9 protein-coding genes and 1 pseudogene are annotated in these 13,009 nt (G+C 58.2%); 6 read left to right on the forward strand and 4 right to left on the reverse strand.

Going from position 1 to position 13,009, the window contains the following annotated elements:
* Positions 1 to 6: 6 nt before the first annotated feature.
* The 4 genes and pseudogenes from mscK to RHM68_RS26610 form a co-directional block, all read right to left on the reverse strand.
* Positions 7 to 3,366 carry a mechanosensitive channel MscK gene (mscK, locus tag RHM68_RS01735; RefSeq protein ID WP_322220232.1) on the reverse strand — a complete coding sequence of 1,120 codons (3,360 nt, stop codon included), beginning with the start codon at positions 3,364 to 3,366 and terminating at the stop codon, positions 7 to 9.
* A 36-nt stretch (positions 3,367 to 3,402) separates the two neighbouring features.
* The gene (locus RHM68_RS01740; protein ID WP_322220233.1) at positions 3,403 to 5,145 is read right to left on the reverse strand and encodes a potassium/proton antiporter; all 1,743 of its coding nucleotides are present in this window, start codon (positions 5,143 to 5,145) and stop codon (positions 3,403 to 3,405) included.
* 198 nt (positions 5,146 to 5,343) lie between these two features.
* A complete protein-coding gene (locus tag RHM68_RS26605; protein WP_416195237.1) occupies positions 5,344 to 6,216 on the reverse strand; it encodes a methyl-accepting chemotaxis protein in 873 nt (290 codons plus the stop codon).
* A gap of 30 nt (positions 6,217 to 6,246) precedes the next feature.
* Positions 6,247 to 6,969, reverse strand: a pseudogene (locus tag RHM68_RS26610) (MCP four helix bundle domain-containing protein); the annotation flags it as partial.
* Between the two features lie 455 nt (positions 6,970 to 7,424).
* Here RHM68_RS26610 and RHM68_RS01750 point away from each other — a divergent pair.
* From RHM68_RS01750 to RHM68_RS01780, 6 genes are all read left to right on the forward strand, one after another.
* Positions 7,425 to 7,910, forward strand: coding sequence for an Hcp family type VI secretion system effector (locus RHM68_RS01750; protein WP_322220235.1), 486 nt, complete (start codon positions 7,425 to 7,427; stop codon positions 7,908 to 7,910).
* On the forward strand, positions 7,907 to 8,767 hold the full coding sequence (locus RHM68_RS01755; protein WP_322220236.1) for a hypothetical protein: 861 nt from the start codon (positions 7,907 to 7,909) through the stop codon (positions 8,765 to 8,767). The genes RHM68_RS01750 and RHM68_RS01755 overlap by 4 nt, the downstream gene beginning before the upstream one ends.
* Positions 8,742 to 9,377 carry a hypothetical protein gene (locus RHM68_RS01760; RefSeq protein WP_322220237.1) on the forward strand — a complete coding sequence of 212 codons (636 nt, stop codon included), beginning with the start codon at positions 8,742 to 8,744 and terminating at the stop codon, positions 9,375 to 9,377. Before RHM68_RS01755 ends, RHM68_RS01760 begins: the two co-directional genes overlap by 26 nt.
* Before the next feature lie 1,044 nt (positions 9,378 to 10,421).
* On the forward strand, positions 10,422 to 10,652 hold the full coding sequence (locus tag RHM68_RS01770) for a hypothetical protein (RefSeq protein ID WP_322220239.1): 231 nt from the start codon (positions 10,422 to 10,424) through the stop codon (positions 10,650 to 10,652).
* Positions 10,649 to 10,951 (forward strand): cell division protein ZapA, encoded by a 303-nt coding sequence (locus RHM68_RS01775; RefSeq protein ID WP_322220240.1) that lies wholly within the window; start codon positions 10,649 to 10,651, stop codon positions 10,949 to 10,951. Before RHM68_RS01770 ends, RHM68_RS01775 begins: the two co-directional genes overlap by 4 nt.
* A gap of 101 nt (positions 10,952 to 11,052) precedes the next feature.
* A complete protein-coding gene (locus RHM68_RS01780; RefSeq protein WP_322220241.1) occupies positions 11,053 to 12,990 on the forward strand; it encodes a methyl-accepting chemotaxis protein in 1,938 nt (645 codons plus the stop codon).
* The last annotated feature ends 19 nt before the right edge of the window (positions 12,991 to 13,009 follow it).

Consider the following 13,009-nt stretch of genomic DNA (forward strand, 5'->3'; position numbering starts at 1 on the left):
AGGCGGTTAGTCGAGTTTGCTGGTCGGCGGCTCTTCGATGGGCGGCTCTTGTTCAGGCGTGTCGCGGGCGACGATGGTTTTGTTCTCTTCTTCTACCGGCACCAATTTGTATTCCTGGCCGTGCAGGTTCTTCAAGTAAACCTCCATCTGGCGGAACGAGATATTGATGTGATTATTTTTGAATTCGCGGTTGATGAAGCGGTTGACCTCGTCGATCACCGGGTTGCGGTCACCGAGGTCGCGCACGTGCATGCGCAACTCATGGTCGAGGGTGCTTTCACCAAAGTTCAGGAAGTACACGTGTGGCTCCGGCTCCTTGAGCACGCGCGGGTTTTCCCTGGCGGCTTGCAGCAGTAGCGCTTTGACCAGGTCCAGGTCCGAGCCGTAATCGACGCCCAGCTTGAGGGTCACACGGGTGATGGTGTCGGTCAGCGACCAGTTGATCAGTTGCCCGGTAATGAACGTCTTGTTCGGGACAATGATGTCCTTGCGGTCGAAGTCGGTGATGGTCGTGGCGCGGATGCGGATCTTGCTCACCGTGCCCGACAGGTTGCCGATGGTGATGGTGTCGCCGATCCGGACCGGGCGTTCGAACAGGATCATGATGCCGGAGATGAAGTTAGCGAAGATCTCCTGCATCCCGAAACCCAATCCCACCGACAACGCGGCGACCAGCCATTGCAACTTGTCCCAGCTCACGCCGAGTGTGGACAGGGTCGAGACGAAACCGACGCCGGCAATGACGTAGGACAGCAGCGTGGTGGTGGCGTAGGCGCTGCCCTGGGCCAGGTTCAGTTTCGACAGCACCAACACTTCCAGCAGACCGGGCAAGTTGCGCGCCAAGGCAAAGGTAATGCCGATGATGATCAGCGCGCCGAGCATGTCGCCGATGCTGATCGGCACCATGCTCATGTTGGCGCCGGTGCCGCTGGTGTATTCGTACAGGGTGATGTTGTCCAGGTACGAGAACACCGAGATCAGGTCAGACCAGACCCAATACAGCGCCGCAATGAAGCCGCCCAGTAGGGCCAGTCGAATCAGTCGCAGCGACTGTTCGTTGACCTTCTCGATGTCCAGGGTTGGTTCTTCGATCACCGCTTCGCCGTCGCCAGCCTCTTTGGCGGCCTGACGTTTGGTCAGGGCTCGCTGATACGCCAAGCGCCGCGCCGCGACCGCGAGGCCACGCACGAAGGTTGCCTCGATCACCAGCCACAACATCAGCAGGTACAGGGTGTTGATCAAGCGATCGCTGAGTTTGAGTGCGGTGTAGTAATAGCCGAAGCACACGGCCACGAACAACGCGATCGGCAGGGCGGTGAACATCACTCCCACCGATTTACGGAACAACGAGGCATTCTGGTGGGCCGGGCTGCTGATCAGCAAGCGGCTGAGTAACCAGGCCATCAGGGCGTAGCAGGTCAGTACCACCGGCATGCCGAGCACGTCATCGGCCAGTGCCGCCGGTTGCAGTTCGGCCACCGCGACGACTGCCACCAGCGCGAGTACCACCAGCCCGAGTCGGCGGACCCAGCCCTGAAGAAATTCGACCTGAGGTTTTTCCCAGCGGAAATGCAGTTCGGCCACGCCACCCGGCGCAAGGATTCGGTAGGCGGTGTAGAACACCAGCCAGGCCTGGGCGATTTGCAGCAGCGCCGCGCCCATGTTGGTGTTCTGTCCTCGGGCGTCGATCTGCAACGCGTAGCCACACAACGCCAGCCCCAGGGACACCGGCATCGCCAGCAAAATGTTGATCAGAATCGCCTGCGGCGTATGCCACTGGCTGTCACGTTTGAAGTGGCCGATGTCTTGGTGAACCTTGTTCAGGCGCAAATACAGGTTTCTGCGTCGCCACAGCAACGCACCGATCACCAGCGCCAGAGGCAGGAATAGCAACGGGCGCTGAATCAGGCCGTCTGTCAGTTCGCTCAGGCTTGAAGCCCAGGGCAGGGTGGTGACCTGCCGTTGCAGACGCTCCGGTACGCCACGCATCCACTCCAGGTCCAGTGGCTTGTTGCTGGGAATCCAGAACATCTGTTCGTCCAGCGTTGCCCTCAGGCTTTGTGCGGTGCTGAGCAATTGTTTCTGGTTGAGCTGCAAGGTGATGGATTCGTTGAGCACGGCGCTCAGTTCACGGTTGAGTCGTTCCAGCAGGTCGGCGCGGGTATTGGCCAGTTCCAGCAGGCTCTTGCGCAGTTGTGGGGTGACTTGCTCGGGCGGTTGGGTGGTCAGCAGGTTATCGACGTAGGTCGCGGGGCTGCTGAGCAACTCTCGTTGTTGGCTGACTTCGAACTGATACAGCCGGATGTCGGCAATCTGGTCCGCCAGGTCGCGGTCGAGCTTGAGGCGCGGCAGGGCCTGTTTCTGTTTGTAGAGAATCTTCGACAGCAGCAGGCTGCCCTTGAGTACGTTGATCTGTTCATCCAGGGCCGAGTCGCTCTGGGTCACGCTGTCCAGTTGCTGCTTGGTCTGCAGGTTCTGCTGCGTGACTTCGTTGAGCCGGTCGGTACTTTTGAGCAGGTAGTCAGACAGCTTGAGGTTGGCGGCGCTTTCGGTGGCGAGCAGGGTGCTGCTGCCGGACTTCTGCGCTTCGATGGACTGTTGGGTCACCGTCTCCTGGGATTGTGCCAGGCGCTTCTGATTGATCAGGGTTTGCAGTTCCTGGATTTCCTGGTCCAGGCGGTTGGATTTCTCCGTGAGCAAGTCATGCTCGCTGTTACCCAGATCCTGCAACTGGCTGTTGCCGGCCAGTTCCTGGCGACGCAGCGGAATCAGGGCGTTCAAGGCCGCGAGTTCGGCATTGAGCTGATCGCGCTGCTCGGGGCTCAGGGGTTTGCCGTTGTCGCGGCCGGCTTTCAGCGTGCTGTTGATCTGCTGAATGCGTGTCTGGCTGTTGGCAATCTCGGCCTGGGCGCGCTCCGGTCGGGTCTGGGCCGTAATGATCAGACTGTTGGCTTCGGCCAGGGCTTTCTGCAGATCGCTTTGCTGGGTCGATCGTTCGGTGAGCATTTGCTCAAGCTGCTGGATCGACTGGTTGGCATAGCGTTGCGTGACAGGCACTACTTTGCTCGCCTTGAGGCGACTCAGCTCGCGCTGGTTCTCGATGTTTTCCCGTGGTGCAGTGGCCAATTGCTGCTTGAGATCGATCAGCTTCTGGTCGTATTCATGCTTGTTGTTGAGCTGGTTGAGGGTGTTTTGCAGAACGGTCTGCAAGGCCTTCTGATCGGCTTCCGGCAGTTTGCGGTCGGCGATCTTGTCCAGGCTCGCCTGCACGGTTTCGCTGGACGGCGGCTCGGCGGCGTGAAGTGTACCGACGGAGAGGCTCAGGCCCAGCAGGGCAGTGATGAAAAAAGTGCGCAGTGTTGGCATAGAGACCGATCGAAGCAAGGTGAAAAGAATGGCAGTTTAGAGGAACAAACCCGGACCCGGGCGACTTCCTTCGGGGAATCTGACGCCCACTTTGCCGATCTTGTTCCCGTCCATGACGGCGACGGTCCAGATGGTACTGTTCCACTCCACCTGGTCGCCCACGACGGGAGCACCGCCGACTTTCTGGGCAATGAAGCTGGCCAGGGACATGTCCGGATCGATGCCTTCGACTTTTAACCCGTACAGCGCAGCAACTGCGGCCAGTTGGGCATCGCCTTCGAGAACGAAGTCGCCAAAGAAGCGCAGGTCCATGCCGCGTTGCGGTGCTTGGCTGAAGAGTTTTCCCAGGGCCGGGAGATTGTGTTCATGACCGATCACACAAAGCAGGTCATCAACTTCCAGCACCGTACTACCCGACGGATGGAGCAACTGCTGGCCACGAAACAGCGCCGCGATTCGCGTGCCTTCGGGCATTTTCAGATCACGAAGGGGCGAGCCGATGCACCATTTTTCGGCGCCCAAACGATAAACGAACAGTTCCCACTCGCTGGTGACGTGTACTTCCAGCGCGGCCCGGGAAATGGGCGCGGGCTCTGGCGGGACGGTGACTTTCAGCAGTTTGGCAACCCACGGCAGGCTTGTGCCCTGCACCAGCAGCGACACCAGAACGATAAAAAAGGCGAGGTTGAAATAGAGCTGGGCGTGCGGCAACCCGGCCATTAGCGGGAACACCGCCAGAATGATCGGTACTGCACCGCGCAGGCCGACCCAGGCAATGAAAGCCTTTTCGCGGCCATGGAACGCCTTGAACGGCAGCAGGCCCACCATCACCGACAGCGGCCGGGCAAACAGAATCATCCACAGCGCCAAGCCCAGTGCCGGCAGGGCAATCGGCAGCAAGTCGTGTGGCGTCACCAGCAGCCCCAGCACCAGGAACATGCCGATCTGCGCCAGCCAGGCCATGCCGTCGAGCATGTGCAAAATGCCGTGACGGCTGCGCACCGGCCTGTTGCCGATCATCAGGCCGCACAGGTAGACGGCGAGGAAGCCGCTGCTGTGCAAGGCGTTGGCCAAAGCAAATACCAGCAGGCCGCCGGCGATGACCAGAATCGGGTACAGACCGTTCGCCAGGTTGATGCGGTTAACCAGTTGCAGCATGACCCAGCCGCCGCCCAGGCCAATCACGCCGCCGATGCCGAATTCCTGCACCAGATGCCCGAGCAGGCTCCAGTGCAGACCGGTTTCGCCGCTGGCGAGCATGTTAATCAGGGTGACGGTGAGGAACACCGCCATCGGGTCGTTGCTGCCGGATTCGATTTCGAGGCTGGCGGTCACCCGCTCGTTCAGGCCCTTGCCGCCAAGCAGCGAGAACACGGCTGCCGCATCAGTAGAACCGACAATGGCGCCGATCAGCAGGCCCTGAATCAGGTTCAGGTTGAACAGCCAAGCGGCGGCCATGCCCGTCAACCCTGTGGTGATCAGCACCCCGACAGTGGCCAGAGACAGCGCCGGCCACAAGGCCACACGGAAACTGGCCACCCTTGTGCGCAACCCGCCGTCGAGCAGGATGACCGCCAATGCAAGGTTGCCGACCAGATAAGCCGTGGGGTAGTTATCGAAAATGATGCCGCCGCCGTCAACGCCAGCGGCCATGCCCACGGCCAGGATGATCACCAGAATCGGGATTCCCAGGCGCGACGAAAGAGAACTCACCAGAATGCTCGCACCTACCAGCAACGCGCCGATCAAGAACAGGCTGTTGATGGTCGTCGCATTCAAAGGCAGTACTCCAGAAAGCTGAAAGGCGGGCACAAACTGACCATGCAGTCTGCGTGCCAGCGATTCTAACCTGTTGAAATGTGGTGCTGTCAAAAAGCTTTTGCAGTGGCGGCAAGCGCAGGCGCGGCGCTCGTTCCCGGGACGCAGAGCGTCCCGGTTGCATTGCTACGCTGAGCGTGGGAACGATCGCGGGTCAAACTACAGGCTAAACCGCCCAACCATGTTGTTCAGGTCCAATGCCAGTCGCGACAGTTCGCTGCTCGCCGCACTTGTCTGGTTGGCGCCGGTGGAGGACTGCACCGACAGGTCGCGGATATTCACCAGGTTGCGGTCCACTTCGCGGGCCACTTGGGCTTGTTCTTCGGCGGCGCTGGCGATCACCAGATTGCGTTCGTTGATTTCGACGATGGCGCTGTTGATGGTGTCCAGCGACATACCGGCGCCACGGGCGATGTTCAACGTTGATTCTGCACGTTCGGTGCTGTTGCGCATCGAGTTCACGGCGTGCTCGGTGCCGCTCTGGATGCTGCCGATCATGCGTTCGATTTCGCTGGTGGACTGCTGGGTACGATGGGCCAAGGCCCGCACTTCGTCCGCCACCACCGCGAAACCACGACCGGCTTCACCGGCACGGGCGGCTTCAATGGCGGCATTCAGGGCCAGCAGGTTGGTCTGGTCAGCCAGGCCGCGAATCACATCCAGCACCTTGCCGATGTCGCGGGATTCGTTGGCCAAGTCACCGATCAGCGTCGCGGTGCTCTGCACGTCGGCGCTCATGCGTTCGATGGCGCTGACGGTTTCCTGCACCAGATCCCGGCCATCACCGGCTGAGGTGGTGGCATTTTTAGAAGCTTCTGACGTGCTCACGGCGTTGCGGGCAACTTCTTCAACGGCGCTGGTCATTTCGTTGACGGCGGTGGCGGCCTGTTCGATTTCGTTGTTTTGCTGGGTCAGGCCTCGAGCGCTTTCGTCGGTCACGCTGTTGAGTTCTTCAGCGGCGGAGGCCAGTTGCGTGGCTGAGCCGGAAATCCGCTGCAGGGTGTCGCGCAGTTTGTCCTGCATTTTTGCCATGGCGGCGAGCAAGCGACCGGCCTCGTCTTTACCGTCGACCGTGATCGGGCGGGTCAGATTGCCTTCAGCGATGGCTTCAGCAGCGTCCAAGGCATTGGCGATTGGCTTGGTAATACTGTTCGTCAGCAACCAGGCAAACAAAAAGGTCAGGCCGGTAGCGATCACCAGCAAGGTGACGACCAGGTCGAAGGCCGAGGAATACTGATCGGCTGCCTGCTTGTTGGTATCAACGGTCTGCTGAGTGTTGATTGCCAGCAGGCGACTCAACACGGTGTTGACCGCTTCAGAGTTGGTCAGCAAATCGGTGTTGAGCAGGGTGCGCAGTTCGTCGACCTGATTGTTGCGCGACAGGCTCTTCATCCGGTCTTCGATCTGGCGGTACTGCCCCAATAGCTGCACGTATTGATCGTAGGTCGCACGTTCTTCAGGGCTGCTGATCAACTTTTCGTAAACCGCTTGAGCGGTGCGGATTTGCTGGTTACGGCTGTCCAGCAGCTCCATGGTTTTCTGCTGGACGTCTGGTTCGCGGTTCACCATCAGGCGATAGGACAGCACGCGCAGGCGCAGAGTCAGTTGCGTGAACTCATCGAGGCTTTTGATGCTCGGCACGCTGTTGGAAGTGATGTCTTCGGCGGACGCACGAATCTTGCTCATCTGGTTCAGTGCAAACACGCCGAGAATCAGCATCAGCCCGCCAATCATGGCAAACCCGAGGAGCGCTCGCGGTGCGATATTCATATTACGAAGGGACATGGTGTTTACCGGAAAGAGCGCATCCGTGCGTGGGCTGAGACTGCTGTATGAAGCTCTTATCGGTCATACGACTAAAGTCTTTAGGGGCTGCGCGCATTTGTCGCACAAAACGTGCGGCGAGGGGCCGATAGAGAAAACGGACAAAGTCGTAGGCTAAGCATTCGGCCTGCCAAATTGAGGCCAGAGAGATTGACGCCTAAGCGTCAGGAAATGCAGAAGGCGGCCTTCTTCAGACGCGGGGCGGGTGGCTCGTCTGACGTCCGGCAAGGGTATAGCCCAACCTGACATCAGAGCGGGGCTCGGTGCTTTTTCGGGCTAGACAGAACAGGAAGCACCGACCACAAAGCAGTCGGACCCGCTTGCGACATATTTAGTATCTCTTTTCGGAAACGCCCGACATCACGCCTGAAACCCTTGTAATAGAGTGTTCTGCCGACAAAAAAGGAGTGGTGTGTATGGCGAACCCCGGTTACATGACTATCACCGGTAAGGCTCAAGGACTGATTTCAGCGGGCTGCTCAACCCCGGATTCTATTGGCAACAAATACCAGTCAGACCATACCGATGAAATCATGGTGCTGGCTTACCAGCACAACATGGCCAATATTGGGAACATCAATAAGGCCACGCACAGCCCGATTATCATCACGAAAAACGTTGATAAATCATCCCCGTTACTCGCTCAAGCGCTCTCAAGCAGAGAGGAAATCAACTGCACAATTAGTTTCTACCGAGTGTCTTCCTTTGGCCTACAGGAAAAATTCTATTCAGTTTCGATTCATGGCGGGATCTTTGCGGACCTGACGCTTGAGATGCCTCATGTTGTTTTGCAAGGCAATGCCGAGCATGAAGAACAGTTGGCGATTCGCTACCGCGAGATTACCTGGACCCACCACTTGGCAGGCACCACCGGTCACAGCTCTTGGGGCGAAGAGGAATGAACCCGAACGGTTATGACATCTGGGATGTCAACAGCGCCGCTGGCAAGCTGATAGGACAAGGGCTCACTGTCAGTGCTCGCCATCTTGCCCACGGTATTGCGCGCGTGCAGTTCAATCGGGAAGTCGCCTATTACGCAAAGCGTATTGCCGATGATGTCGCGACCGGCCATAAAACCCCTGAACAAGGCATACAGGCCATTCTGCAAGAACAGCGCGACCTCTTGAACCAATCTCACGCCTTGGCGCGAAAAGGACAGGACGCAATAACCCATTCGGTTAAGCGCATTGCGCTGATGAGACTCACCCAGCCCGTTTTAAAACCCGACCCTGAGCGATTACTGCGGTTTAGCCATGCTCAACACCTCAACGCGAACGCAAATACGCAGAGCACAACCAAAGCCGCTCCCAGGTCATCCCCTGCCAACGATTTAAAGTTTTTCCCCCGCGAGCGCTGGCCCGAGCCAGTCAAAATGCACGAGCCGGGGTTCTACATCGTGCCCAAAAGCACAACAGCGGATAAGTTACAGGCGCAGTTGTTCACCTCACCCACCCCTGCCGTTATCGCCAAATTCAAGGCCCTTAACCCGAACCTGGATCAGGTAAAAGCGGGCCAGATGATCGTGCTCAGTGACCCCAACAATTTGCATTGCACGCACGAAGAAGCACAGCTGATGGAAGCGGCGGGAAATGTGAATAAAGCGCTTCAGGACCTGACACCTGATGAGGCTGACTTCATGGCCCGCCATCGTGACGAAATTGAATCGTTTCTCAAGCATGGTTCCACCGGCATGGGTGTTGGGGCAGCGGTTTTCGCCAGTAACGCTGGACAGCGTGAAAGGCTTGCTGAGCGACATTGAGGCCCTGCACCAACGCACCTTCCAGCGTGACGGGCATCTGCGTTCATCTGAGTTTTTTGCCGAACGTAAACGTTTGTTTGGTCAACTCGATACCCATCTCACAGGATTCACCAAAAAGGGTATTGGCTTCCCCGATCACCCGAACCTCAAGAGTGCCCTGGGGATTTCCAGTCGTAGCCTGGTGCATCGCTGGCGCAAGGCCGGTGCACCGGACCAGATCCCCGGTTATGCCACACACATAGACGGGGTCGCCAAAGCCGCCAAATATGTCAAGTACGGTGGCTGGCTGGGCACCGCCGTCGGTGGCGGAGCGTCTTACATGAAGGTTCAGGACGTGTGTACAGCAGGTGATAGCGAGGCATGCAAGAAAATCAAACTTACCGAGACCGGTAGTTTTGCTGGTGGCATCGTCGGTGGTGCCTTGGCAGGCGGACTCCTGACGGGGTCCGCCGCTGGGGCTATCTGCCTCTGGCTGGGTGTGCCGACAGCTGGTGCAGGAACACTAGTGTGTGGGTTGGCTGTGGTGGGTGCCGCTTCTTTTGGTGCGGGTGCAGCCGGAGGAAAGATCGGCGAGTGGTCGGGTGAAATAATTTACGAGGCGACGAAATGACTGTGAGCACCGCTGACTATATATTTCTGAGTATTGCGTTAATAAACTTCGGGGGAATGCTTATCTGGATTGGAGTCTGCCTTCATTTGGCATACACCCGAATGGACGAAATGCTTGAACGTCTGAAAAACTGCTCTGCAATCATGAGGCGAGCACCACTCCGATATGCTGGCCCCTGGGGCAAGCTATTGTTGGTTGGGGGTATCTCGGGAATCGTCACTTTTCCTGGGATTTACCTCAAGCACGGGGGGGTCAGCGTTGAGGATTTAAGCAACTTCCCCGTTTCTCTGAAGCGGAAGTTCGCGGTATTGCAATGGGCTGCGATGGTGCTGTTGACCATTATGTTTCTGCTGTTTTTTTTCGGTAAGTACACAAGGTCAATCAATTAGCCGTCCCAGGGCTTGCTGCTGGGATGCCTCAGCGCGTTTGAAGTGGATCGCAACATCAAAAGAAACAGCAAGTGTGTCGCACTGGGTGTCCCGGCTATCTGTCTTGGATTAAGCGTGCTTACGGGAGGCGTGGGGATGGTTGGCTGTGGTGGGTGCCGCTTCTTTTGGAGCGGGTGCAGCCGGAGGAAAGATCGGCGAGTTTTACATTAAACGAGGCGGTGTCAGTGTTGAGAATATAAGCAATTTCCCACTGCCACTTAAGCGCAAATTGGTAGCCTTGCAGTGGTCCGTGATTACGCTCTTATTGGTAATGGCTGCTTTTGCAGCATTGGTGAAGCTCGGTCGCGTCTAGCCTTCTGGCGCACATCGACCTGCCGGCAGGGCATTAGGCGCCCAGCGTTCGACAGCCAGGCACGACATCCGCGCCGATACGGTCGCCACCTGGCATGCCGAGCGCTTAGCGTGCGATTTTTTCCGAATTCTGTTGGCTCCCCGGCGACGAAGTGCAGGAACCAGATCCGACAATCACAGTCTTTAAGGTTCGCAAGGAAGGTCGCCCGCCAGGAAAATCAAGGCTTTGCGCCTTATTAACCCTGGCATCCGTGGTGACTTTTCTTTATCGTAAGTGCCCTTTGAAAATGCTTGGAAAATCAAAATGTTGGAAGCATCCCTTAGCCAATTGGAACAATTGGTCAGCGACCTGGTGCAACAGAACCAGACCCTGCTCGGCACCCACCAGGCCTTGAGTGCAGAACTGGCTCAGGTCAAGGATGAAAACGAAAGCCTACAACTGAGTCTGATGGAACAGGAAGAGAAACAAGGCGCCGCTGCTGCGCGCATCCAGGCCTTGGTTGAGCGCGTCAGCGCCGGCCCTGTCAGCGCATGAGTCAGGGCGCCGCAGGGGTAAAAGTTGTCTCCATTCTGGGGGAGGACTATTCGATCAAGGCGCCAGCCGGGGAAGAGCAGACCCTGCTGGACGCCGCGTTAATGTTGAAAGCCGCTCTGGCCGACACCAAAAGGAAATACCCGACCCTGATCGGTGACCGTTTACTGGTGCTGGCAGCGATGAATTTGTGCTCTCGGCAGATTGAAATGCAAAAGCAGCACCAGCAAGAACTCGACCGTTACCAAGAGCAAGTCAGCGCCACGGTTGAAGTGATCGCCAAGACCATCAATCAGGCCTGATCAGCTTTGCGCACAACCAAAGAATAATATTGTCGATTGCGTTGTATACAATCGGCACGGCTGTTGCAGTGTTTCAGCCTCTTATTCTTTGGGGGTGCTCCATGCAGTTCTGGCGTCGCAGTATTCAGTGGCAGTTGATCCTGAGCATGGGCACCGCCCTGCTGGTCAGTATTCTGATCGTGGTTGGCGTTTATACCCTGGTGGTCAATCGCCTCGCCCAGCGCTATCTGGTCGAACAAGCGCTGCCGTCGAGCATCGAAGCGATGCGCAACGATATCGAGCGCATTCTTGTCCAGCCCCTCACTGCCGCCAAGGACATCGCCAGCAACAGCATGGTGCGGGACTGGCTGGCCAGTGGCGAAAACAGTGCCCAGACCGAGACGTTCGTGCAGTACCTGGAAGGCATTCGCGCCGAGCACAATGCTTTTACCGCGCTGATTGTCGGCACGGCGTCAAACCACTACCTCACGGAGAAAGGCCTGGAGCGGACGCTCAGCCGTTCCAACCCCAAAGACGCCTGGTTCTACACCTTTCTCGACAGCAATCAGCCGCGCACGCTCAATATCGACAACGACACGGCGACCGGAGAATTGGCGCTGTTCATCGACCTCAAGGTTCAACAGGCTGGCAAAGTCGTGGGCGTTGCCGGGTTGGGCCTGAGCATGAAAGAGCTATCGCAACTGATCCACAACTTCAGTTTCGGTGCGCGCGGCAAGGTCTACCTCGTGCGTTCCGACGGTTTGATCCAGGTTCACCCCGAGGCGCAATTGAGCGGTAAACGCACCTTGGCTGAGCAAATCGGTGCCTCGGCGGCGCAAACGGTGATGGGTCAAAAAGTCGCCACCAACAGCGTTTTCACCCGTGATGGCGAAGATTTTCTGGCCTTGAGCCTGCCGTTGCGGGATCTGGGCTGGACTTTGGTGGCCGAAGTGCCGCAGTCGCAGATCTACGCCGAGGCGCGTCGGGCGATGTGGATGAGCAGCGGCATTGGCCTGGCGGTAGCGCTGGTGTGCTTGATGCTGGTGGTATTGCTGGCCCGTGGGTTGGTGCGGCCGATTCGTCAGGTAACAGCGGCATTGGTGGCCATCGGTAGCGGTGGGGGAGATTTGACCCACCGGTTAGATTCCAGTCGCGCCGATGAGCTGGGTGACCTTGCGCGCGGGTTCAACCGTTTCCTCGACAGTCAGCGCGAAATGATTGGCGAGGTGCTGACCACCAGCGAGCGATTGCGCACCGCTGTCGGTCAAGTGGCGAAGGTGGTGGACAACACCGCCGAACGTTCGGGCCGGCAGCAGGAAATGACTGACATGGTGGCCACCGCCGTTCACGAAATGGGCTTGACGGTGCAGGAAATCGCCCAGAACGCCGGCAATGCAGCGGTGGCTTCGCAAACGGCACGGGATGAGGCGATGCAGGCGCGCGAAGTCGTGGGCGGGTCGATACGGCATATTGAAAGCATGTCCACTGAGATTGGCCTCGCTGCCGGCGCGGTGGGAGAGCTGGCGCATCAGGTGGCGTCTATCGATCAAGTCCTGGCCGTGATTCGTGGGATTTCCGAGCAGACCAATCTACTCGCACTGAACGCGGCGATTGAAGCGGCACGTGCCGGCGACATGGGTCGTGGGTTTGCGGTAGTCGCCGACGAAGTTCGGACCTTGGCGCGACGCACCCAGTCATCGACCGATGAAATTCAGCAGATGATCGGCAGCCTCAAACAGGGTGCGGAAAATGCGGTGTCATCCATGCATTCCGGGCAGGCGGCGACGGGCACCGGCGTTGAGTCTAGCCAGCGCACCGGAACTTCATTGACGGCGATTACCGGGCAGATTGAACGCATCAGTGACATGAACCATCAGGTCGCGACGGCGACCGAAGAGCAGTCGGCGGTGACCGAAGAGATCAACCGCAATGTGCAGGGGATTTCCGATCTGGCGCGGGCGACGGCGGGTGAAGTCAGAGCGTGCCGCGAAGACTGTCAGACGTTGCAACGCCTGGCCGACGATTTGGCGCGGCAGATGGGTGGGTTTAAGTTGACCTGATATCAGCCGCGTTACCGGT

The sequence above is a fragment of the Pseudomonas sp. DC1.2 genome (assembly GCF_034351645.1).
In the GTDB taxonomy this organism is placed as follows: domain Bacteria; phylum Pseudomonadota; class Gammaproteobacteria; order Pseudomonadales; family Pseudomonadaceae; genus Aquipseudomonas.

Bases quoted from the DNA above. Each gene is read 5' to 3' on its own strand.
- RHM68_RS01780 (WP_322220241.1), top strand. From the start codon at position 11,053: ATGCAGTTCTGGCGTCGCAGTATTCAGTGGCAGTTGATCCTGAGCATG.
- mscK (WP_322220232.1), bottom strand. From the start codon at position 3,366: ATGCCAACACTGCGCACTTTTTTCATCACTGCCCTGCTGGGCCTGAGC.
- RHM68_RS01755 (WP_322220236.1), top strand. From the start codon at position 7,907: ATGAACCCGAACGGTTATGACATCTGGGATGTCAACAGCGCCGCTGGC.
- RHM68_RS01770 (WP_322220239.1), top strand. From the start codon at position 10,422: ATGTTGGAAGCATCCCTTAGCCAATTGGAACAATTGGTCAGCGACCTG.
- RHM68_RS26605 (WP_416195237.1), bottom strand. From the start codon at position 6,216: ATGGCAAAAATGCAGGACAAACTGCGCGACACCCTGCAGCGGATTTCC.
- RHM68_RS01775 (WP_322220240.1), top strand. From the start codon at position 10,649: ATGAGTCAGGGCGCCGCAGGGGTAAAAGTTGTCTCCATTCTGGGGGAG.
- RHM68_RS01750 (WP_322220235.1), top strand. From the start codon at position 7,425: ATGGCGAACCCCGGTTACATGACTATCACCGGTAAGGCTCAAGGACTG.